The sequence below is a fragment of the Lentibacillus populi genome (assembly GCA_014642895.1).
In the GTDB taxonomy this organism is placed as follows: domain Bacteria; phylum Bacillota; class Bacilli; order Bacillales; family Amphibacillaceae; genus Lentibacillus_C; species Lentibacillus_C populi.
On the sequence record BMJD01000012.1, the window covers coordinates 47181 to 68127 of the forward strand.

Annotated in this window: 27 protein-coding genes; 23 read left to right on the plus strand and 4 right to left on the minus strand. The window is 36.9% G+C overall.

Going from position 1 to position 20947, the window contains the following annotated elements:
* Positions 1 to 25 precede the first annotated feature (25 nt).
* From IEX12_RS09585 to IEX12_RS09610, 6 genes are all read left to right on the plus strand, one after another.
* Positions 26 to 358 (plus strand): hypothetical protein, encoded by a 333-nt coding sequence (locus tag IEX12_RS09585; RefSeq protein WP_155554578.1) that lies wholly within the window; start codon positions 26 to 28, stop codon positions 356 to 358.
* 51 nt (positions 359 to 409) lie between these two features.
* The gene (locus IEX12_RS09590) at positions 410 to 910 is read left to right on the plus strand and encodes a hypothetical protein (protein ID WP_188725032.1); all 501 of its coding nucleotides are present in this window, start codon (positions 410 to 412) and stop codon (positions 908 to 910) included.
* Positions 911 to 996: 86 nt separating this feature from the next.
* Entirely contained in the window at positions 997 to 1251 is a 255-nt protein-coding gene (locus IEX12_RS09595) for a hypothetical protein (protein ID WP_155554580.1), read from the plus strand.
* Between the two features lie 3 nt (positions 1252 to 1254).
* Positions 1255 to 4959 (plus strand): tape measure protein, encoded by a 3705-nt coding sequence (locus IEX12_RS09600; protein WP_188725033.1) that lies wholly within the window; start codon positions 1255 to 1257, stop codon positions 4957 to 4959.
* Between the two features lie 3 nt (positions 4960 to 4962).
* Positions 4963 to 5820, plus strand: coding sequence for a phage tail family protein (locus tag IEX12_RS09605; protein ID WP_188725034.1), 858 nt, complete (start codon positions 4963 to 4965; stop codon positions 5818 to 5820).
* 32 nt (positions 5821 to 5852) lie between these two features.
* Positions 5853 to 6104, plus strand: coding sequence for a hypothetical protein (locus IEX12_RS09610; protein ID WP_188725035.1), 252 nt, complete (start codon positions 5853 to 5855; stop codon positions 6102 to 6104).
* Here the strand turns inward: IEX12_RS09610 and IEX12_RS09615 are convergent.
* Positions 6081 to 6293 carry a hypothetical protein gene (locus IEX12_RS09615; RefSeq protein ID WP_188725036.1) on the minus strand — a complete coding sequence of 71 codons (213 nt, stop codon included), beginning with the start codon at positions 6291 to 6293 and terminating at the stop codon, positions 6081 to 6083. The genes IEX12_RS09610 and IEX12_RS09615 overlap by 24 nt on opposite strands.
* A 72-nt stretch (positions 6294 to 6365) precedes the next feature.
* Between IEX12_RS09615 and IEX12_RS09620 the strand changes: the two genes are divergently transcribed.
* From IEX12_RS09620 to IEX12_RS09670, 12 genes are all read left to right on the plus strand, one after another.
* Entirely contained in the window at positions 6366 to 6548 is a 183-nt protein-coding gene (locus IEX12_RS09620) for a hypothetical protein (protein ID WP_188725037.1), read from the plus strand.
* A gap of 29 nt (positions 6549 to 6577) precedes the next feature.
* Positions 6578 to 7552: a hypothetical protein gene (locus tag IEX12_RS09625; RefSeq protein WP_286171057.1), complete on the plus strand. Its 975-nt coding sequence runs from the start codon at positions 6578 to 6580 to the stop codon at positions 7550 to 7552.
* 11 nt (positions 7553 to 7563) lie between these two features.
* The gene (locus IEX12_RS09630) at positions 7564 to 10458 is read left to right on the plus strand and encodes a siphovirus ReqiPepy6 Gp37-like family protein (RefSeq protein WP_188725039.1); all 2895 of its coding nucleotides are present in this window, start codon (positions 7564 to 7566) and stop codon (positions 10456 to 10458) included.
* Positions 10459 to 10469: 11 nt separating this feature from the next.
* Positions 10470 to 10751 carry a DUF2977 domain-containing protein gene (locus IEX12_RS09635; RefSeq protein ID WP_188725040.1) on the plus strand — a complete coding sequence of 94 codons (282 nt, stop codon included), beginning with the start codon at positions 10470 to 10472 and terminating at the stop codon, positions 10749 to 10751.
* A 4-nt stretch (positions 10752 to 10755) separates the two neighbouring features.
* Positions 10756 to 10887 (plus strand): CD1375 family protein, encoded by a 132-nt coding sequence (locus IEX12_RS23360; RefSeq protein WP_286171058.1) that lies wholly within the window; start codon positions 10756 to 10758, stop codon positions 10885 to 10887.
* A gap of 69 nt (positions 10888 to 10956) precedes the next feature.
* Positions 10957 to 11169 carry a hypothetical protein gene (locus tag IEX12_RS09640; protein ID WP_188725041.1) on the plus strand — a complete coding sequence of 71 codons (213 nt, stop codon included), beginning with the start codon at positions 10957 to 10959 and terminating at the stop codon, positions 11167 to 11169.
* A gap of 52 nt (positions 11170 to 11221) precedes the next feature.
* Entirely contained in the window at positions 11222 to 11683 is a 462-nt protein-coding gene (locus IEX12_RS09645; RefSeq protein WP_188725042.1) for a phage holin family protein, read from the plus strand.
* A gap of 28 nt (positions 11684 to 11711) precedes the next feature.
* Positions 11712 to 12632 carry an N-acetylmuramoyl-L-alanine amidase gene (locus IEX12_RS09650; protein ID WP_188725043.1) on the plus strand — a complete coding sequence of 307 codons (921 nt, stop codon included), beginning with the start codon at positions 11712 to 11714 and terminating at the stop codon, positions 12630 to 12632.
* A gap of 845 nt (positions 12633 to 13477) precedes the next feature.
* Positions 13478 to 14338, plus strand: a complete 861-nt coding sequence (locus IEX12_RS09655) for a hypothetical protein (protein WP_188725044.1) — start codon at positions 13478 to 13480, stop codon at positions 14336 to 14338.
* Positions 14339 to 14374: 36 nt separating this feature from the next.
* On the plus strand, positions 14375 to 14539 hold the full coding sequence (locus IEX12_RS09660) for a hypothetical protein (RefSeq protein WP_188725045.1): 165 nt from the start codon (positions 14375 to 14377) through the stop codon (positions 14537 to 14539).
* Between the two features lie 149 nt (positions 14540 to 14688).
* Complete coding sequence (locus IEX12_RS09665; RefSeq protein ID WP_188725046.1) at positions 14689 to 14889, plus strand: hypothetical protein; 201 nt, start codon at positions 14689 to 14691, stop codon at positions 14887 to 14889.
* A gap of 146 nt (positions 14890 to 15035) precedes the next feature.
* Positions 15036 to 16268: an SIR2 family NAD-dependent protein deacylase gene (locus IEX12_RS09670; protein ID WP_188725047.1), complete on the plus strand. Its 1233-nt coding sequence runs from the start codon at positions 15036 to 15038 to the stop codon at positions 16266 to 16268.
* A 209-nt stretch (positions 16269 to 16477) separates the two neighbouring features.
* Here IEX12_RS09670 and IEX12_RS09675 read toward each other — a convergent pair whose 3' ends face one another.
* Complete coding sequence (locus tag IEX12_RS09675; protein ID WP_188725048.1) at positions 16478 to 16711, minus strand: hypothetical protein; 234 nt, start codon at positions 16709 to 16711, stop codon at positions 16478 to 16480.
* Positions 16712 to 16756: 45 nt separating this feature from the next.
* Entirely contained in the window at positions 16757 to 16963 is a 207-nt protein-coding gene (locus IEX12_RS09680; protein ID WP_188725049.1) for a hypothetical protein, read from the minus strand.
* 198 nt (positions 16964 to 17161) lie between these two features.
* On the opposite strand from IEX12_RS09680, the gene IEX12_RS09685 reads away from it, so the two are divergent.
* The 3 genes from IEX12_RS09685 (at position 17162) to IEX12_RS09695 (ending at position 19104) form a co-directional block, all read left to right on the plus strand.
* Positions 17162 to 17728, plus strand: a complete 567-nt coding sequence (locus tag IEX12_RS09685; protein ID WP_188725050.1) for a CBO0543 family protein — start codon at positions 17162 to 17164, stop codon at positions 17726 to 17728.
* A gap of 318 nt (positions 17729 to 18046) precedes the next feature.
* A complete protein-coding gene (locus tag IEX12_RS09690; protein ID WP_286171060.1) occupies positions 18047 to 18544 on the plus strand; it encodes a Panacea domain-containing protein in 498 nt (165 codons plus the stop codon).
* Positions 18544 to 19104, plus strand: a complete 561-nt coding sequence (locus IEX12_RS09695; RefSeq protein ID WP_188725051.1) for a UU032 domain-containing protein — start codon at positions 18544 to 18546, stop codon at positions 19102 to 19104. The genes IEX12_RS09690 and IEX12_RS09695 overlap by 1 nt, the downstream gene beginning before the upstream one ends.
* On the opposite strand, the gene IEX12_RS09700 is transcribed toward IEX12_RS09695, so the two are convergent.
* Positions 19099 to 19305 (minus strand): hypothetical protein, encoded by a 207-nt coding sequence (locus tag IEX12_RS09700; protein ID WP_188725052.1) that lies wholly within the window; start codon positions 19303 to 19305, stop codon positions 19099 to 19101. The two genes, IEX12_RS09695 and IEX12_RS09700, sit on opposite strands and share 6 nt — an antisense overlap.
* Positions 19306 to 19522: 217 nt before the next feature.
* On the opposite strand from IEX12_RS09700, the gene IEX12_RS09705 reads away from it, so the two are divergent.
* Positions 19523 to 19843: a hypothetical protein gene (locus IEX12_RS09705; protein WP_188725053.1), complete on the plus strand. Its 321-nt coding sequence runs from the start codon at positions 19523 to 19525 to the stop codon at positions 19841 to 19843.
* Positions 19844 to 20404: 561 nt separating this feature from the next.
* Entirely contained in the window at positions 20405 to 20758 is a 354-nt protein-coding gene (locus IEX12_RS23365; protein ID WP_230856156.1) for a PepSY domain-containing protein, read from the plus strand.
* Positions 20759 to 20947 lie beyond the last annotated feature (189 nt).

Below are 20947 nucleotides of genomic sequence, written 5' to 3' on the forward strand. Positions count from 1 at the left end.
ATTTAAGTTAAGGAGGAATTTTTTAATGCCAAAATCAGATAAAGACATTTTATATACGGAAATCTACGGCGCTAAAGTAGGACTTCCGCAATACTATGATGCGGATGGGAATCCTGTAGCTATTTCTACCGATGCACCTATGCCTGTCGCGCTTAGCGGTGTAGAAAGTATCAAGGGAGATAAAGGCGATAACGGGGACTCTGCATATCAAGTAGCTGTCAAAAATGGTTTTAAAGGTACCGAACAAGAATGGCTTGCATCATTAAAAGGTCCAAAGGGAGACCCCGGAAAAGATGCAGAGCCACAATTTACGGAGGATGAAGTTACAGCATTAAAAGCGTTGATTAGCCAAGAGTAGGGGTTACCCTGCTCTTTTTATATATAAATCAATCGGGAGGTACTAATTAAAATGAAAGTTAATTTAAAAATAAAAGAGGACGAATCGATAACAACGGTACAACACGACATAGAAGAAATGAACATTATACAAATCACGAAAGCCATTAAAAAAATCAAAGAGATTTTTGACATTGCACAGAAAGACCAGAACTTGCAAGCACTATTAGTGGATGTTTTCGATGAATCCCAAAAAGCGGACGAAGATAAAGCTGCAGAAAGTGAGTTTGGCCAACGCATAATCGCAAATGCAATCGGTGCTTTAGATGTCCTGCTGATGGAAATTCCGGATAAAGCGTTGGAACTTTTGTCGATTCTATCGGGCATTGACTATGAGACTTTCGTTCAGCAAAAAGCAATGGATGTGTTCGACATCTATGACGCTATCATTCAAGTAAACGACATCGATCAACTAATTAAACGGGCAAAAAAGTCTTTGGCGCTCACGAAGGCGCAGACGAAGTTTATGACGATGCTCAAGCCGAAGCAGACAGTGGAACCAGTGCAAGCATAACGGAAGCGTTTGTATTCAAGCTTTCTGACATGCTTGGAGGTCGGAAAGAGGTTGTCACCGCCCCGGCTGTGGAGTTATTTAAATACATGGATATGACATTGGAAAGAGAGCGAGAACAAGCGGAACATGAAAAAGCCAAGATGTATATCCAATACCTTTCCAATATATTCTCACGGCCGCAAGAAGGAAAGCCAGACCCAAAATTTATACAAGCCAAAAGAGAGTTTGAACGTTTGTTAATGCCGGAGAACAGGCCGGAAAAAGGTTCGACTAAAACATACGAATGGGATTTTGACCCGAATGAAGTGTTGGAACAACAAACATTGATAGAAGGGAGGTAAAACATGGCAACAATACGGGAGTTGCAAGCGTCTTTTGTGGCAAAAGTTAGCGGGATGAAATCGGCCATTCAAGGCGTTAAAAAGGATATTAACAGTCTTGAATCTTCCAGTGGAAAAACGGCTGGTAAAATGAGTACCAATTTCAGCAGCGTTGGCAAAACTTTAACCAATTTTGGAAACGGATTACAACAGGCATCTCAGAAAGTGGGGACCCTTGGTAAAAGCTTAACAAAAAAAATCACTTTGCCAGCGGCCGGTGCCGCAACTGCTATAGGTGGTATTACAGCAGCCTTGGGGTGGAAAAGGCTTGTCGGCCTAGATTCAGCACAAGCACAGCTGAAAGGACTTGGCTACAATACAAAAGAAGTCGGCAGAATATCCAAGCAAGTCACCAAAGCCATTGACGGCGGTATGACCACTATGGCGGAGGGTACCTCTGTTGCAGCGGGCGCATTAGCTGCTGGAGTTAAAGAAGGCTCCGAATTGGAGCGCTACATTAAACTTGTTGGTGACGCTGCAGTTGGCGCTAATAGGCCAGTAGGGGATATGGCCCAGATATTTAACCGTGTGCAAGGATCCGGAAAATTAATGACCCAGGAACTGAATATGATTGAAGATGGTATGCCAGGTTTTGCGCAAGCTATGGCAAAAAACTTGGGCGTATCACAGGAAGAATTCAGGAAAATGGTAACTGCTGGTGAAGTCAATTCTAAACAATTCCTTGATGTCATGGAGGACTTTGCTGGTGGCATGGCGAGCGCTTATTCCGATTCATGGCAAGGTATGGTTGCTAACACCAAGGCTTACATTGGAATCATTGGTGAAAACCTACTGGGCGGTGTCTTTGAAAAGTCGAAAGAATCTATTGCTGAATTTATAGAATTTTTAAAGTCTGACGAAGTAGTGGCATGGGCACAAAAAGTAGGGAAGCAAATCGGTGTAATGTTTAGCCTTGTCGTGGATAAGGTCCAAAGCGCCATACAATGGTTTGCTAATCTCAGTAAATCCCAGCAAAGCATGATCATGAAGTTTGGTGCAGTAGCGCTTGCTGCAGGCCCTATTTTGGTAGTCCTTGGAACATTGGGCGGTATTATCGGTAAATTGTCTGCAGGATTAGGTACATTGATTACACCATTGTCTAAAGCAAAAGGTGTTTTTGGCCTGTTAAGTATAACAGCTGCGGATGGAACAAAAAAGGTAGGATTACTTTCCAGAACGTTTACTTTGCTGACTGGACCCGTTGGGATAACAATCGGTATTATAGCAGCATTGGTAACAGGTTTCATCATAGCCTATAAAAAATCTGAAACATTCCGGAATTTTGTCAACAAATTGAAAGACGCTTTTGTTAATGCCTATAAGAAAGTAAAAGAGTTTCTAACTACTAACGAATCATTTCTAGGATTTGTAGACAGTGTGAAAAGCGGGATAAGAGCAGTTGTTGATTTTTTTAAAAACAAATTTGCTGAAATGAAAGCATTCTGGGATTCAAACGGCCAGCAATTGTTGCAGGCGGTTAGTAATGTTTTTAAAGGTATATGGGCGGTCATTAAACCGATTATAGATGCTATAGTATCGGTAATTAAGGTATCTCTGCCAATTATACAAGGCATTTTTAAAGTCGTTTTCTGGGCTGTGCTTGAAATCGTGAAATCCGTATGGGGCAACATAAAAGGTGTAATAAATGGTGCTTTAAACGTGATCATGGGCATTATAAAGGTTTTCTCAGGATTGTTCACCGGTGACTTTTCAAAAATGTGGGAAGGCATCAAACAGGTGTTTTCCGGTGCATTACAATTCATTTGGAATTTTGTCCAACTTATGTTCTGGGGTAAATTACTCAAGGGTGTCGTTGGTTTTGTAAAAGGATTCAGTAAACCGATAGCGTCGATGTGGACAACTATAAAAGATTTATTTTCTAGAGTTATAAAATGGATTGTTGAATTTGTGAAAAATCGTTTTACGGCAATGCGTAATACAGTAAGCAGTATTTTTAAAGTAATCCAAAATGTCATTTCAACAATTTGGAATGCTATACTTTCATTTTTCAAGATGATCATAAAAAGTATCGTAGACTTTATTAAATCAAGGTTTACGAATATGAAAAATAACGTGTCTAGCATTTTTACTGGAATTAAAAATATAGCGAAAAAATCGTGGAATGCGATAAAGGACCACATTGTCAACCCGATTAAATCCGGCGTTAAATGGGCGATTGACAAGTTCCAAAGTTTTAAAACTACTGTATCTAATATATTTAAAAATATTAAAGATACTGTTTTTAACCGCGTAAAGGATATGGTCGAGAAGATTAAAGGCATGCCTGGAACAATGAAAAAAGGCCTTGAAAAAGGTGCTGGAAAACTAAAAGACGGTATGCTTTCACTCGCTAGAAAAATGGTCGATGGCATAAAGAATGGTGTAAACGGTGTAATAACGGGTGTTAACTGGGTATTAAACAAACTAAAGGTTCCAAAGGAAAAGCAATTAAACAAGGGGAAAGGATGGGATCCAAAGAATTCTAAGGCATTCAGTTGGTACGCTCATGGCACAAAAGGTCATCCAGAAGATGGACCTGCTGTCGTTGGTGACGGTAAAGGGTCTAATGCTGGTCCAGAATTAATCACTACACCAGACGGAAAACAATACCTATCACCAGATAAACCGACATTAGTACCGGATATGCCAAAAGGCACACAGGTCCTAGCTGCAAAATTCACCAGAAAACTTCTCGATACACCGCAATATGCATGGGGAACTGATGCGTGGAATAAAGTCAAGTCTGGAGCTAAAAAGACCGGCTCTGCTATTAAAAAAGGAGCGGTAAAAGCTAAGGATAAAACAGTTGCTGGTGCTAAAAAAGTAGCTAAATGGACAGGTAACATTTGGGATTACGTTAAGCATCCGGGGAAATTATTGAATATTGCGCTTGAAAAAGTCGGAGTTTCCATGCCAAGCGGTACTGGTTCTATTATTGAAATGGCTAAAGGTGCTTTTAAAAAGGTTAAATCAAGTGCTGTTGACTTTATTAAAGACAAGCTAAAAAACTCTTTTGACTTTGGTAGCGGAAATTATTCCGGAAATCTAAAAAAATGGATATCAGAAGCAATTACCGCAACTGGAGTATCGGGAAGTTGGGCAGGTCCATTAGCCACAATTGCTATGAAGGAATCTGGAGGACGTACTGGACCAGCGACTATTAATAAATGGGACAGTAACTGGCGACGTGGAACACCATCTATGGGTGTAATGCAGACTATCAAGCCAACATTTGACGCGTATAAGAAAAAAGGCATGAACGACATTATGAATCCGGTGCACAATATCGTTGCTGCTATAAACTATATAAAATCAAGGTATGGAACCCCATGGAACACACCTGGAATTAAATCCATGGCAAATGGCGGGCCGTACAAAGGATATAAAGATGGTGCATTTGGCATCACCAGAAAGCAATTAGCGTGGATTGCCGACGGTGGATGGGCTGAATCTATTATTAGTCATGACCCGGCTAAGCGAGTGAGTCAAGAGAGAATATGGAAACGAACTGGAGATCATTTAGGATTTACAAACGAAAAAGAAAATAATAAACCGACAGAGTTCACACAGAACTTGACAATCAATAGTCCGAAGGCTTTGTCACCTTCGGAGATATCGCGTAAAAACCTACAATCATTAAGACGAATGGCATTGGAATGGGGGCTTTAATTCATGGAAATATCATTTACAAACGCAAGAGGACAGGAAGCAGTAATTACATCAAGGGCCCCTTTCCTACTTGAATCATTTGACGGTTATGGGGATGTTGGGGCGGATACACAAACACAAAACTCACCATATCAAGATGGCGCCATGTATATTGATTCGATTTTGGAAGAGCGTCCGATTAATATGACGTTTGTTATACTCGCGGATGATTCAAGAGAATTAATGGCAAAGAAACGATTTATAAGCAGTGTGTTTAACCCGAAGTTCGGATTGGGATTATTGAAACATGAAAGGGTTGGCATCATCCATGAAATCAGTCCGGTTGCGGAAAGCGTGCCACAATTTCCGTCCGGATCTCAAAATAGGGGGCCAACATACCAACGTGTAACTGTTGATTTAATCGCACCCAACCCATACTGGCGTGACCCAAATCAAACATCAAAGCCACTACAAGCATATGTTGGTAATTTTACATTACCATTTACGTTACCCTTTGAATTGGGTATGTCCGGTTCCCGAACACTACTGTACAATGTCGGAGATGTACCGGCACCGGTTCGTATTGACATACAAGGTCCCGTTACCAACCCGCAAATTATCAATCGTACCACCAGCGAATGGTTAAGGGTTAATCGTTCAGTTGCTGCCGGTGAGATATTGCATATTGATACTACTGAGGGACAAAAACGTGCGGAAATATATCGCGGTAATCAGGTTTATTCGGTATTCGGAGATTTGGATCATGATTCCGATTGGATACAACTCGCTTTAGGAGAAAATGAAATTGAACATATTGCTGATGCTGGGGATCGTACTAGTTTAGTGGCTGTTACGTGGAATAGTATGTACGTGGGGATTTGAAAATAATTTGAAAAAATAATGGAGGATATGATATGAGTAAAGTAATTATTGAAATTAATTCTGATGGGTTAACGAAAGAAGAAACGATTAAAGAAATGAAAGAAGAAATGAAAAGATTAGCATTTGAATGGGATTCAACCTCGATGGAAACCGAGGTTGAAAGCAAAATCCACGAAGCGCTTAAAGGATTAACAATCCGTGAAGCCAGTAAACTTTTAAAGAAAGTAAATGGCGTCATTATGGGTAGTGCACCCATTGACTTAGGATTTAATAAAGTCCTTTAATCCTTCCACACTATCGAAATAGTGTTTAAAAGTATCGACACCATCAACATATGTTTCGAACATTTCACCGATAGTAGATATTTGTCCTGATTCCATTTTGCTTTTCACACGAAGCAAAGATAAATCATGTGCTATATCCTCTAAGGGTTTGTCGATATTTTTAAGTAGTTCAGGATGTAATTTAGTCATTTTTTTCACCTCCCTCCAGTCTACATTATTCGACAGGGAGGTATATTTTTCCTTTAAAGGAGTGAATTTGACTTGGGGCAAATGAGAAAAGAAGAAATAAAAGAGTTCGCTCAAAAATTATATGCATTAGAAAAACAATATGGTGTAGAATTATGCTCTGATAACTACTTTACACGAGCATCAATTGTTGACATAAAAAGGGATAGAATGTTCGCTTACCATTACGACAAAGGAAAAATTGAATTGGATGATTAAGCATCTCAAACATGAGGTGCTTTTTATTTTTGAAAGGAAGTGACACAGTGGAAAAAAGTTATTTTTTCGATAGTACTGCAGATGATCAGCGCATATATCAGGCGGCCGACTTTGCTAGGTTTCACGCACAAATAATTGGAAACGGCGTTTCAAACACTGCAAATTTACCTGATCTTGAAGTAACAGCTAAAACAAATATGGATGTCGCATTAGGAGCGGGCTATTGTTTCGCAAATGGGTACATGTACGAAAACGATAGTACTAAGACATTAACGCATACTATTGCCGATCCAACAAACGACCGAATAGATCGGATCGTAATATGCTTTGACAATAATCCTGCCGAACGCAGAATATATGCTTATGTTAAACAGGGCGTTCCAGCTGCAAATCCTGTTCCCCCTGGCATTAAACGTGATAATTATATTTTTGAAATGAGTGTTGCCCAGGTACGAATTATAAAAGGTAAATCGTTTATCGAACAAAGCCAGATAACAGACGAACGCACGAATGACGCGGTTTGTGGATATATTCCACTGCATAACATTTATCGGGGTATGAGAATCAATGAGAATGGACTTGTCACGTTACCCAACCAATCTTTTGTTAAAGCAACTAACTGGGAGGAGTTTAACTATCGAGAAGAAAGAACGGCTATTCCGTTTGGTACCGTCGAAAAAGATAATCAATCGGAAATGTCAAGCGACAATTTAACGTTTAAACCCAGAGAGGATGGCATCTATCATTTTTGGGTTGAGATGGCCTGGGATAGTGTTCTTGAAAATATAGGATTTAGAATGTACCTATACAAGAATGGTAAAGAGAGCTTTCCATTAGGGGCAAGATGGGCGACAGACAGCAGAGATAGATTCTTTATTTGTTCTGGTTCCGATTCAGTCGAAAAAGGCGACGAATTAACATTTGTGGTGAGCATAGCAGGCCTAGGAAGTCGTACTATGCCTCCTACATGGTTTACACGTATAAGAATAGCGAAAATGGCATAGGGGGTGCTATATTGAAGCAACCAATACGTATATATAACCGTTTTCTTGATCGTGAGGGTGAAATGGACAGGTACCAATCTTTGCAGTTTAGACGTAGTTACCATGGTATAGCGGACTTTGAGTTACATGTAAACCGTTACATGCATGAAGCGAAAAAACTTAATAAAGGTAATATTATATCACTAGGTAAACAAAACAATAAGGCGGCCATTATTATTACAAAAGAGATCGTCTTAGATGAAAACGGGAAGGAAACAGAAAATTTTAAGCTGACTGGTTATACCTTGGATGGATTAATGAGCAGACGAATAACTGTACCGCCCAGCCACACTTCACACGATCGCAAAAGTGGCAGCGCTGAAACGGTGATGAAACATTATGTAAATAATCATTTTGTAAACCCTACTGATCCAGAAAGGAAAATGCCACACGTTGAGGTTGCGCCCGACCTTAATAGAGGTGTGCATATCGAATGGGAATCGCGTTTTAAAAATGTAGCTGAACAATTGGAAAACATCTCAATAAAAACCGGCTTAGGTTGGGGCATCTTCACCGATTTTAAAACAAAGAAATTAATATTTGATGTGATTGATGCAAAAGACTTAACACAGGGGAATCTGCATGGATATAATCCTGTGTTTTTTAGTCCTGAATTTGAGACGACTAAATCACAATCTTTTGTTGATAGTGACAATGACCTTAAAACCGTAGGCTATATTGGCGGTCAAGGTGAAGGGATCGACCGTAAAATAATTATTTTGGGCAACAAATCCGGATGGGATAGAATAGAAACCTTTGTTGATGCTCGTGATATTGGTACAACTGAAGATGGTGAAGAAGAACCAACAGAGGAAGAGTTAGACCAACAACTTGTTGAGCGTGGCAAAGAGAAAATGAGTGAGATGGTTACTGTATATTCACTTGATGCCGAAATAATAACCCCCGTTAAAAAAATAACACCTTTTCAATATGAAAAGGATTACGACCTAGGAGACAAGGTACAGGTTGTTAATAAGTCGTGGGGTTTAAAAATGTCGGCTCCTATCACTGAGTTTTTAGAGATTTACGAGGATGACGGCTTTCGATTAGAGGCAACATTTGGACGATCAAGGCCAACGTTAATTAGTAAATTAAATGATAAATTTAATGAGTTATCGGGTGTTGAAAAACAAGAACTTCCAGCACAAATTGCTGTAGAAACAAAGCAGTATACAAATAAAAAATTATCCGAGGAAGAACGAAAACGGATTGAACAAGCTCGAGAAAATCTGGAAGCATCTAAAAAACACGCAGAAGACTATACGAATGATTATACGTATGACAAAAGCGTGATTGATGACAAAGATAGCCATGTAGAGGAAGAAGCAAAAAAAGATGCGACCAACAAAGCAAATGCCGCACAGGCTGCGGCGGAGAAAGTCGCAGAAGCAAAGGCTAAACTTGCCGAAGAACAAGCAAAAGCCCATGCAGACGGTAAGATTACGGAGGAAGAGAAAGCCCGTATCAAACAAGCTGAAGAAAATTTAAACGCAGCTAAGGCGGAGGCAAAAGCAAAGGCGGATGCTGCCGAGAGAGCTGCTAATGCTTATTCGGAGGCGCAAGACAAAAAAGTGCGTGATGATGCAAAAGGATATGCTGATCAAGCAGAGAAAAATGCGAAAGATTTTTCCGAAGATGCATCAAACATCATGAAAGGAATATTAGATGTTGGTGCAGTTCCAATCCGCACAGCAGCTAACGGGGCCAGAATTAGCTTTGACGGAATAAATGGATTTGTTCAGTATGATAAAAATGATAATCCGGTGGCTTGGTTTGATCTTGAAGGAAATGCGAGGTTTAGCGGAGACATAACTGGATCAAGCGGTACATTCGGTGAGGTTACGGTGGACAACGGTGATTTTACCTTGAAAGATGAAGTAACTGGAATGAAATATATTGCGACCCCCGGAAGGAATTTGATCAAGGATCATTCGTTTGAACTTGTGAAAGCTGACGAGGACTCATTCGGGCAGACCACGGTTGATCATAATTGGCTGGAAATGAAGGAGTCAATGGGCTATCAACGATTTTGGGAGAAATCCGGGAACCCCAGAGTCGCAATACAATGGAGCCCTGATAACGCAAAAGCCCTGGCGATTTACGGGCAACAGGCAATATGTGTACGAAATGCCCACTTTGTAAGGCAAAGGATCTATGAAGGTATCGGCGGTGACAAGATGTATACACTGTCTGGATTTTTTAAACGACAATGGAATGTGGTTGGTGGCGGTCAACCACGCTTTGAGGTAGATTATATCGCTTGGGATAACAACGGCAATAGCACAAGGACCAGATTGTTAAACGAAATATTCGCTCCTGTGCCGGATGACTATAGTGTAGTTAGACATTCAGTTACATTCACAGTCCCTACCAGTTTTAAACGCGGAGACGAACTTGACTTAAAAATTTCTGGTGGAAATACTGAATGGGTACAGTGTGACGGGGTGCAACTTGTGGAAGGAATAATGCCTAGAGTTTACCAGCCTGAAGATTCTGTTTGGGAAATGTACAAAGGATATTATCCTGTGATTAATCAGCAAAAAACATTGTGGGCTGGTGCTATATATCTGAATGCCTCTCATGTTATTACACCGGAAAAACCATTAAAGGATTGTACAAACGGTTGGATTTTAAAATGGAGTAACTATGTCATAGGTAACGGGCCGACTGATACTGATTGGCAATTTACCTATATCCCTAAAAGCGTCGCATATGATTCAGGCGGACACAGGACGTATTTAAGGAGTGGGAATGAAACTGAAGTGTTTAAGTATTACTATATATCTAACACAAAAATAACTGGGCATAACAATAACGGTAATGGTGTTAATCGTAATATGTGTTTAAGGGAAGTTTTGGAATTTTAGGAGATGGTGCTATGGTTAAAATTTATTTTGTAGTAGACGACAATAATTACATCTCTGGCGGTTTGTCTTATGGAAAAATGGAAGGTGCAATCGAATTAGAGGTACCGGACAACCATGAAATATTTAAATATGATGCAAACGTCTTTAAATATGAAAATGGTAAACTCATCAAAGATGAAGAATATCAAAAACAGCTAATCGCGGAAGAGGAAGAAAAGCAGAACTTACCATCTGATGAGGAAATGAATGCTATTGCCTTAATGGAACTAACAGAATTAATAATGGGAAGGTGAGTCAATGTTGGCTATGTTGTTTGCAACTTATATTATTCGAGGGAAGTGGGATTACAACCGAGTACCAGATATGTTTAAGGCTGATGTGGATGCGATTTTGATTGCTGAAGGTCGGGAGGATTTGATCGAGCGCTAAATGGCGCTATTTTTTTAGCTTAAAGTATCATCCCCTTTTGCCGATAAATTAAATAGCGGGGGTGAGATAATGGGGTTAAAAGAAAAACTAGAAGCAAATAAAAAACTTCAGAATGTGATAGATTCAATCATTTCTATTGACGAGAAACTGCTTGATGCTTCAAAAGAATTGGAAAAAGATATCACAAATACCGAAGTTCTTGAACGCATGAAAAGTTTAAAAGAAGAAAAAGAATCATTGAATCAAGAATCGAAAAAATTGGAAGCAAAATTATTTAGTTAAGGCACTCCACACGGGGTGCTTTTTCTATGCAAAAAATTATAGGAGGGTAATGATGATTGACATGATTATTAATACAGCTAAAACAGGGACTGCAGCACTTGCTGTGGTCTTTTCTTATTTGTTCGGAGGGTGGTCAGTGTCGCTTTTAGCATTGGTAGTATTCGTTGTAGCAGATTATTTAACAGGTATTGCAGCAAGTGCGTATGAAGGCAAATTATCCAGTCGCATTGGGTTCTGGGGAATTGGGAAAAAGGTATTTATCTTTGGCATAGTGGCGGTTGCACATGTGATCGATTTAGTGCTGTTAGATGTGGCGGGTATTGATGAGTTTGTTATGACAGCTACTATCTACTTTTATATCGTAAACGAATTGGTTTCAATCCTAGAAAATGCAGGGCGATTAAATTTGCCTATTCCTGGTGCAATTAAAAAGGCTATTAATATATTCCAAGGAAGATTGAAGGATTATGATGAACCGCAAGCTGACGAACTGAAAGAAAAGAAGGTTGATTAAGGCATCCAGCAGGGTGTCTTTTTCTTATATGAAAAATAAAAAGGAGAGATTATTTATGGTTAAGATTTATGTAGATCCAGGTCATGGCGGTAGCGATCCAGGTGCATCTGGGAATGGAATTAAAGAAAAAGATATTACTTTGAAAATTGCCAAGAAAGTGCAACAATTCCTTGGCGAATATGATGGTGTACAAGTTAAGATGTCACGTACCGGCGACACTTTTCCAACGCTAACACAAAGGACAAATGAAGCTAACGCATGGGGAGCAGACTTTTTCTTGTCCATCCACATTAACGCAGGTGGTGGGGCTGGATATGAGGACTTTGTTTATACAACGATTGCCGATAATTCCAAAACAGGAAAAATCCGCGATCATATCCACACGGAAGTGATGAAGAAAAACGGACTATCTGATCGCGGCAAGAAAAAAGCAAACTTGCATGTATTGCGTGAATCCAAAATGCCAGCTGTATTGACGGAAAACGGATTTATTGATAATGCGGATGATGTAGCTAAAATGAAAACCCAAAGTTGGATTAATGATGTTGCACGCGGCCATGTTAATGGTATTGCAAAAGCCTTTAATTTGAAAAAGAAATCGGGGGGTAGTTCTAGTTCCGGCAGCAAAAGTAGTAAAGGAACCTACACTGTAAAAAGGGGCGACACGCTTTGGGACATTGCGAAAGATCATGGTATGACAGTTAAACAGCTTAAAGATTTAAACAATCTATCAAGTGATGTCATTCATCCTGGAGACAAATTAAAGTTGAGTAAATTCGGAAAACCTAAAGGCGATATGAAAACACATTCGATTGTCGATTATCTGAAATCAATTGATGTCAATTCGTCGTTTGCTAATCGGAAAAAGTTAGCGGCTAAGTACGGTATTAAAAATTATAGTGGTACCGCATCGCAAAACGCGCAATTGCTTAAGAAGATGCGTGGGTAAAAATACGCCCCTCTCTTTCGAGGGGCTGATATAGGAGTCTCGTGGCTATGTTATATTTTTAACGGTATGGATTAATTTATGCAATTTTATAAGTTACAATCGAATATAACTTTAGTATGGTATGACAGGCAACTTTTGCTAAACTGTACATATGGTAATTTATACTCATGTAAACCTCCGAATGTCTTGTGTTGGTTAAATAAATAAAAAATTGCCCCTCACAAACGAGGGGCTCAAGGATGGTTGATTCATAGCGATTTTAGTATTAACGGTTTGTTTTAAATTATTCAAACAATAAAGAAAGGATGGTTATCCATTTGGAGATCCATCCTTCTGTCTATGAATTATAACTGATTACTTTGATTGGTATTTCCTATTTGTTGTTCCGAATTTTGGTTTGTTGTCTGTCCTTGCAATGGATTGGCTATTTGTTGCATATTACTTGCCATGTTTTGCATTGCATTAGTGCCTTGTTGTAGCTTGTTCAGTGCATTAGAAGTGGTTTGAGTCAAACGCTGAAAGTTCCGTTTTGAACACCCCTTGTAATACCATATATAGCAGCACCAACCGCACCAACAGTTATTACCGAAGTTAACATACCTCTACGACCATTCATAATAATTCACCATCCTTTATGGTTTTATAATTATTTGCAAAAAAAATTTTAAGAAGGCCCTTTCTAATTGCTTGGGGGCATAAAGAGAGTTCCACATAGTCTGTTTAAGTTTTTACTGGTTAAAGTAATAATATACAAAAAATATTTTTAGTTAATTTGTAATATAAAGAAGGAAAATAGTCCCTTTTTGTCGAAAGAATAAAAATAAGATAAAAAAGGGGGTACAAAATTGAATTTTAAAATTTTCCAATTATATGAACAAGTGGAATTTGATGATGATGCATTATCCAGGATGGTTTATTACTTAAGAGGGTTAGATCCTTTAAATGCAGGTCAAGGACTGGATTACTTGATTAACGGGGACGTAGAACACCAAAATGGAATCTTGGTTGGAAGTATTAGTGAAGAGTACGTTCCGAATACCAATGAATTAAATGATGATAAAATCCTTATGCCTGTCCAAGACATAGAACCATATGAAAGAACGATTTTTGCATTTGATTTTTACACTAGGAATTTACTTATACAAAACCGAAATTATTCACCTGTTAATTTGAATCCTGGTAGGACTTCTAGTAGGTTAATTGATATCCTAAATGATGCCTTCCAAGCGGTATTTAATATTAATTTTAATGTAATTCCTACCCAAATTCCTGAAGGAAATGAAATATTTGAAAGGATATTTAACACAGCAAGGGTTATCGAAGCACAGTTCAGTAATTTAAATGAGAGGCGTGCATGTAATCATGATGTTTCAGATAATCCAATAATTAATAATGGATTTCTTGAGTTTTGGAATAATGATGATTCACGCACAAACCTAATACTTATAAAAGCAACTAACGAAGGCGAAGTTAATAACAATCCAGTTGTTATTGCAGCCTTAAATTCAGAAAATGTTATAATTGATAAAATAAAGTATTACGAAGAAGAGGAGGATAAGAATCTTACTATTAGCAGAAGTTCTCTTGATAAATTTGACATTCCAGACCTAAATAGAGATGAAGATTCTATAACAGCATTTCAGCAAATTGTGGATTCCATACCACCTGAAAGGGGATATTTACGTAGAATCCGTCATATCGATTAAACAATAGGATAAAATATATTTAAAGGAGGTCTTGATATGAATCAAGAAAAAGAATTAGAAAAAGGGATGACTGGCAAGATTACTAAAGATATTACAGTTGTTGATGTGCAAAAGAACTCGTATGGCACAGATATACGTGTTAAAGAAGACGATGGAGCAGAGTATTGGACGAGTTATAATGAGGAAATAAATCTTGATTAAAAAAGCACCCATAGCGGTGCTTTTTAATACCCAAAATTCAACTAGGGGGCAAGCCCACCATTCGCAAAGTTCTATAGATAGGACAATGTAAAATTTCGAAGATTTGTTATATAATGTTGTTAGAATGGTGATTTTAGGGGGGAACGTTAATGAAAAGTATTCAGGAGATATTTGATAATTTGGCTAGCTCGGAAATGTTGCCAGTTATATTTGCTGGTTCAGGAATAACAAAAAGATATACGTCAAACAGTTATGATTGGAAACGATTATTAATTGAATGCATTTCTCAATATAATGCAGATCCGGAAAATAAGTATAGGAGTATAAAGTTGATGTCGAATATGAATTAGAATCTGATCAGATAAATAAATTTTCTATTAATGAAAAAATTGGTACTAAAGTTGAAAGAGACTTCAATAAAGAATTTTATAAAGGAAACATTAAAAGCCTTGATGTTGAAAATAAACAGAATCCACTTAAGGTGTTTATCGCAAAAATGCTTAGTGAATATAGTCTGAATGAGGAGATGAATTACGAAATTGAATTGTTTAAAAGACTAAGAGACAAAATGTTAACAGTTATTACAACCAACTATGATACATTGTTTGAGGATTACATATTTACTGAGCATGACAAAATTGTCGGTCAAGACATATTTAAAAATTCTGAGCTAGGAACTTTATTCAAGATACACGGATGTATTACCAATCCGAGTTCGTTGGTTTTAACCTCCAAGGACTATCAAAAATTTAAGAAAAAAAGAAAAGTTTTGTCAGCAAAATTAATTAATCTATTTACTGAGAATCCTGTGATTTTTATGGGGTATTCAGTTTCCGATGAAAATATAAGGTCAATATTATTGGATATATTTCAATGTATAGATGAGGTAGAAGACTATAAAGTATTTGAGAAGAGGTTAATTATGATTGAATACAGTGAAAATCAGGAAATCCCTTCTATTGGTACATACGCTATGTCAATTGACAATGTTGAAATCACTTTTACAAAAGTTGTAACTTCAAGTTTCACCCCCATTTTGGAGGAGATGCAGAAGTTAAAGAAAAAAGTAAGATTTAAAGATTTAAAACATATAAAGGATATAGTATACGATATTGTTCAAAATGATAATGGACAAAAAAAGAAGTTTATTAATTTGGTGGATAATGAGACTGCTATAGATGATGATGAAATTGTTGTGGCCATAACCAAAAAAGATAATTTTCTTGATTCTGTTGGAATCACAGGAATACAGCCAGAGGATTTATTTGATGACCTTTTAACCGGGTCACTAGAAAACAAGATCAGGACCAATGAGAGACAAAAACTGCTTATTGAAATTCAGATACCGAATTTATTAAGAGGAAATAATATACTACCTATACACAAATATATTAAAAACTATAATGGCGAGTTAACACTTGAAAGTAAAGTGAATAGATTATGTAATATGAAGGTCGATGATTTCTTTAACAATAGCATAAAAAGAGATATCGATTCCTATTACGAAAATCATTTTTCATCACTAGAAGAAATCTTTGAGACAATACCATCTAACAGTAGGAAGCTAAGTTATTTAGTCATAAGATGTGTTTACGACTCGGAACCTGGGGAAATTAGACAATTTTTATTATCATATGGTAATAAAATTTATGGAATGACCAGTGGGGGGACACATTACAGGAAGATGGCATGTATTTATGATATTAAAAAATATAAAAACGCCCAGTAAGGGAAGCATTAGTCCAACTAACACGCCTTACCAAGCGTCTATGTATATATTTATATTAAGGTTTTTAAAGTTATATGTCAACCAAATAAAATTTTCGTGCTAATCCAATATATAAAAAACATGTATTTACATGGCCCCGCCAGGGCCATTTTATTATGCTTTTAAAACCATAGGCTCTATCTGAAACTTATAGGATACAATCAACATTTTTATTTTCCTCCATATGTATTATCCTTAATCCTATATTTATCAAACCTTTGTTCAACAAACCCTTTTGCGACTAAGCTATGCATATTTTTCTTTACGATCTGCTGCCCAGTTGTATCGGAAACCATTTCCTCGATAGAAAATGTTTGAGGATAGGCTTTTTCTAATTGAACAATTATGCATACTTCAATTAAATTTAAATTGTTACTTATCGACCACTCTAAGATGTTTTCCATTGTTTTCTCCAATTTCATCTTTTTAGTTAAGACAAGTCTATCAAATCAGTCGTTATTTTTCTTGTTATAAGTAATTACTTCCCCAGACAACTCCTCGAAAATTCGATCACATTCCTTTTTACTAGGCGTATCAGCCCAAGCATAATACCTTTCCTCAGACATCGCACCACCAAACCAAATATGATCCTCATAATCATCCCATTCCCGCAATGTACCAAACCCAACTAAATGACCATCAATTATTTTTTCCATAAGAAAATCCCTCCTATAACTATTATCGAATGAGAAGGGGAAAAGGGGGGCATTATTCCGAACTATCGATTTAAAACAAAGTAGCTCTGCTTGCAAATAAACACTTATAAATTTGTTATTCGGATAAAAGGAAAATAAATTGCAAAAGATAACCATTAAAACACACGTAAAAGTGGGGTATATGAGGTGGATTGAAAAATGACAGTAAAAGAAGGAATAAAACAGGTTGAAAGAGCCTACGAACAGCTAATAGAAATGAATAACTCGATGTCCGAAGCAGTTGATAATGTCTTTATGTTTACATGGCAATGGTGGTTTGGGATCGGACTATTTATTATTCCTTGGATAATATGGTTTCTTTTTAGAAATAAAGAAAGTACGGGTCGGCTTCTTATTGGAGGATTTGTAACCATCATTTTGTCATTAATAATTGACCTTATTGCCTTGTCTTATGGGCTGTGGTCTTACCCCATGAAATTTTCACCTATAGCTCCACTTTTATTTCTTCCCTATCATTTTTCATTAGCTCCTGTTACAATTATGTTTGCTCTTCAAATTAAACCAAGAGCTAATTCACTTTTAAAAGGTTTAATATTTGCTGGAATTGGGGCTTTTATAGGTATGAACTTTTTTGCAATGATTGATTTTTACGATCCAAAAGGATGGCCAATGATTTATGACTTTTTTATTTATCTATCCCTTTTCTTTGTAGCGAATTGGTTCAGCAACATGGATAGCTTTAAAAAAATAACAGACCGTTCTTGAAATATGGAAGAGACACTATAAAGTGATCAAACTTTTTTATAAATCTCAAATTTAAATCTGCTGAAAATGCAACAAAGCATTATTATCTAAAGCCCCTTACTCGAGGGGCTAAGCAACGTTAGTTTGTGTTGATTTAATTTGATTTATAATCACCTTCTTTGGTTTATATTTCCTTGAAATGGGATATAACATAATAAAATCATCTTTTTTGTGAATTTTTTTCTTAAATGTATACAATCTTTATCCGTTGTATTATAATAAATAAAGAAGATATTACTTTTTTATTTTTTTCTGAAAATTATAAGGAGGGTGACCGCATTGGTTGAATATGCTCAAAGAGATCAAAACGGGTATTATCAAGTACAAGATGTGATCAATTGGTTTTTATCCAAGGATTCCATGTCACCTAAGAAGCTGCAAAAATTATTATATTATGCTTATTCGTGGACATTAGCGTTGCAAAACGAGGATGTAGAAAATCTCGAAAACAAGTTGTTCGATAACAATTTTGAAGCCTGGGTACACGGGCCGGTATTACCATCTGTTTACCATGATTTTAAAACATTTGGTTATCACGATATAGCTAGATTAGAAGATTATAAAATTAAATTTGATGAAGATATCGAAGATATTTTAAATCAGGTGTGGGATGAGTATGGTGATTATAATGGTAACCAGTTAGAAAGTATTACTCATCAAGAAGAACCATGGAAAAAGGCAAGAGGGGATTGTAGCCCTATCGAAAGATGTAACACACTTATTTCAGACGAAGATATTTTTTCGTATTATATTCAGGAAGTTGAGTATGTGGATTAATGGGTACGAAAAAGGTAAAGAAAAATAATAAAAGTGTTGCATCTAAAAATGTTAGGGGGAATAGACCAATTCAGTCTGATTCCCCTTTAACGTTTGATTTATCGAATGAAAACTGGCTAAAAAGCGTTTCAGTACCAAAAGAAAAGTATACAAACAAACTGAAAGACAAAGATATGTTTATTGAATACATAACGGAGTTGTTCCATAAAGTAATTCCTTTAATTCAAAGAAATGGTAATGATATGATTAAGGAAGCTGGAACAAAAGGGTGGCGACATTGTCATCCTATTGACGAGGACAAGCTAGATTTAGTACTTAAAATTACCGAAGAGATTCATGGACACAAATTTAATTCTCAAAAGGTTGCAGGACCACAGTTATGGCAATTTGGTGTAACTCAAAATATTAGGCTTATTGCCATACATGATTATACAAACAATTACCTGACACCAGTTTTTATTGATTACCATCACTTAATTCATTCAAATGACTATTATAATCAACATGATTTTGATAAATTTTCCTACTGTCCTATAGATAGTATAATGAACCCTTCATAAAGGGTTTTTTATTTTATATTCAACTACTTCTCCAGACAACTCCTCACAAATCCGATCACACTCTTTCTTACTAGGTGTATCAGCCCAAACATTATACCTTTCCTCAGACATAGCACCGCCGTGCCAAATATAATCCTCATAATCCCCCCATTCCTGCAAAGTTCCAAATCCAATTAAATGACCAGCAATAATTTTTTCCATTAGAAAAACCCCTCCTATATTTATTATCGAATGAGAAGTGGAAAAGGTGGCGTTTGTAACTTTGAAATAAAGTTTGATAATTTATAATAAAGCTTTATCATCTTAAATAAAGTTTGATAATTTATAAAAGAGTTTGATACAATTACATCGATCTAGGCGGATTAGACAATTCAACAAAAGGGCTAACTTTTGCGACATAAGTAAAAGGAGAAATGAGATGGACTTAATCAAAACGAAACAATTTTTTGTGTTTTTATCGCTGTTATGTGCAATAGGTGTATTTTTAATGAGTAGTGCATTTCAAAGTATGGCATACTGGGGAAATGATTTGACTTGGTATTGGGTTGGAGTTGCTTTCACTTATTTTATTTGGTTGATGGGTATAGTTTTCTTAGTAATAGCAATTACTAGGAAAGTAAACGTGAAAGGAAAATTAATATTTGGACTGTCAATGTTGGGGATAGCGACATTTATTATATTAATTTGTGGTTTTCTTTGGACTACCTTTGTGATAATTGCAGGAATGTCTGGAATATGACTTTTTCAACTATCGGGCGCTTTAATGAAACAATACAAAGTAGATAATGATCAAACTTTTTTATAAATCTGATATTTAAATCTGCTGAAAATGCAACAAAGCATTATTAACTAAAGCCCCTCACTCGAGGGGCTTTTTTTGTGTTGTTCCAAATTGGTTAAAATAGGTGTGATTTATTTATGGTGTGTTGACCGCTATTGTTTGACGTAATACAAAAAGTAATAATAAAAAGTAATAATAAGTAATCGAGCATAAATAAATCAGAAGTTGATACTACTTTTTACTATTATACTAACGTTAGAAAGCCCGGCGAAATACGAAATAATCAAATGTAATATGCCGGGCATGATGTAAGTTTAAATATAAAAACATTGATATGACAGGAATTGTGCGAGCAATTCCTGTCTTTTATTTATATAAGTAACAGAAAAGTAACATTTATTCAAAAAATGGTTTCTTCGAGCAATAGGTCAATACCCATTTTCATCTAAACACATCACCCAAAGTAGGCGAATGAATAGGATAATAAGGAGAATCTTAAGCTGAAAAGGGGAAACGAGAATGTACAATTATAATTGGAACCAACCGAATCCATCGCACCATCCGAATTGGAATCAGCCTAATCCTGATCCATACCGACAGCCAAATTGGAACAATCCAAATCCGGCATACCATCCTAATTGGCAACACCAAGGTTATAATCAAAACGGTTCAAATTGGCATCGCAGAATAACGATGGAAGAGGCGATGAATATCGCAACACAGCAAGTACCAGGTGAAGTGGTCAGAGTAGAGTTGGACACGGAGCATGGAATACCTGTCTATGAGGTAGAAATTGTAACACAACAAGGCGTTGAATATGAAGTGAATGTTGATGTCAATACAGGTGACATTGTTGATATAGAGCTCGACTAGAATATTCATGTAAATCACGTAATCCAAGGGCCAAAAAGATCGGGAAGTCGCTGATAAAGCAGGAAAAGCTGCAGGCTAGCAGGCCACTACTGATAAACGTTAAAAATCATCGATAAATACAAGTTTAATTATAGTTGACCGACCACACAAAAAATCGCTGAATGGCCACCATCCAGCGATTTTTCCTCA

Bases quoted from the DNA above. Each gene is read 5' to 3' on its own strand.
- IEX12_RS09585 (WP_155554578.1), top strand. From the start codon at position 26: ATGCCAAAATCAGATAAAGACATTTTATATACGGAAATCTACGGCGCT.
- IEX12_RS09590 (WP_188725032.1), top strand. From the start codon at position 410: ATGAAAGTTAATTTAAAAATAAAAGAGGACGAATCGATAACAACGGTA.
- IEX12_RS09595 (WP_155554580.1), top strand. From the start codon at position 997: ATGGATATGACATTGGAAAGAGAGCGAGAACAAGCGGAACATGAAAAA.
- IEX12_RS09600 (WP_188725033.1), top strand. From the start codon at position 1,255: ATGGCAACAATACGGGAGTTGCAAGCGTCTTTTGTGGCAAAAGTTAGC.
- IEX12_RS09605 (WP_188725034.1), top strand. From the start codon at position 4,963: ATGGAAATATCATTTACAAACGCAAGAGGACAGGAAGCAGTAATTACA.
- IEX12_RS09610 (WP_188725035.1), top strand. From the start codon at position 5,853: ATGAGTAAAGTAATTATTGAAATTAATTCTGATGGGTTAACGAAAGAA.
- IEX12_RS09615 (WP_188725036.1), bottom strand. From the start codon at position 6,293: ATGACTAAATTACATCCTGAACTACTTAAAAATATCGACAAACCCTTA.
- IEX12_RS09635 (WP_188725040.1), top strand. From the start codon at position 10,470: ATGGTTAAAATTTATTTTGTAGTAGACGACAATAATTACATCTCTGGC.
- IEX12_RS23360 (WP_286171058.1), top strand. From the start codon at position 10,756: ATGTTGGCTATGTTGTTTGCAACTTATATTATTCGAGGGAAGTGGGAT.
- IEX12_RS09640 (WP_188725041.1), top strand. From the start codon at position 10,957: ATGGGGTTAAAAGAAAAACTAGAAGCAAATAAAAAACTTCAGAATGTG.
- IEX12_RS09645 (WP_188725042.1), top strand. From the start codon at position 11,222: ATGATTGACATGATTATTAATACAGCTAAAACAGGGACTGCAGCACTT.
- IEX12_RS09650 (WP_188725043.1), top strand. From the start codon at position 11,712: ATGAAAAATAAAAAGGAGAGATTATTTATGGTTAAGATTTATGTAGAT.
- IEX12_RS09660 (WP_188725045.1), top strand. From the start codon at position 14,375: ATGAATCAAGAAAAAGAATTAGAAAAAGGGATGACTGGCAAGATTACT.
- IEX12_RS09665 (WP_188725046.1), top strand. From the start codon at position 14,689: ATGAAAAGTATTCAGGAGATATTTGATAATTTGGCTAGCTCGGAAATG.
- IEX12_RS09670 (WP_188725047.1), top strand. From the start codon at position 15,036: ATGCTTAGTGAATATAGTCTGAATGAGGAGATGAATTACGAAATTGAA.
- IEX12_RS09675 (WP_188725048.1), bottom strand. From the start codon at position 16,711: ATGGAAAACATCTTAGAGTGGTCGATAAGTAACAATTTAAATTTAATT.
- IEX12_RS09680 (WP_188725049.1), bottom strand. From the start codon at position 16,963: ATGGAAAAAATAATTGATGGTCATTTAGTTGGGTTTGGTACATTGCGG.
- IEX12_RS09685 (WP_188725050.1), top strand. From the start codon at position 17,162: ATGACAGTAAAAGAAGGAATAAAACAGGTTGAAAGAGCCTACGAACAG.
- IEX12_RS09695 (WP_188725051.1), top strand. From the start codon at position 18,544: ATGGGTACGAAAAAGGTAAAGAAAAATAATAAAAGTGTTGCATCTAAA.
- IEX12_RS09700 (WP_188725052.1), bottom strand. From the start codon at position 19,305: ATGGAAAAAATTATTGCTGGTCATTTAATTGGATTTGGAACTTTGCAG.
- IEX12_RS09705 (WP_188725053.1), top strand. From the start codon at position 19,523: ATGGACTTAATCAAAACGAAACAATTTTTTGTGTTTTTATCGCTGTTA.
- IEX12_RS23365 (WP_230856156.1), top strand. From the start codon at position 20,405: ATGTACAATTATAATTGGAACCAACCGAATCCATCGCACCATCCGAAT.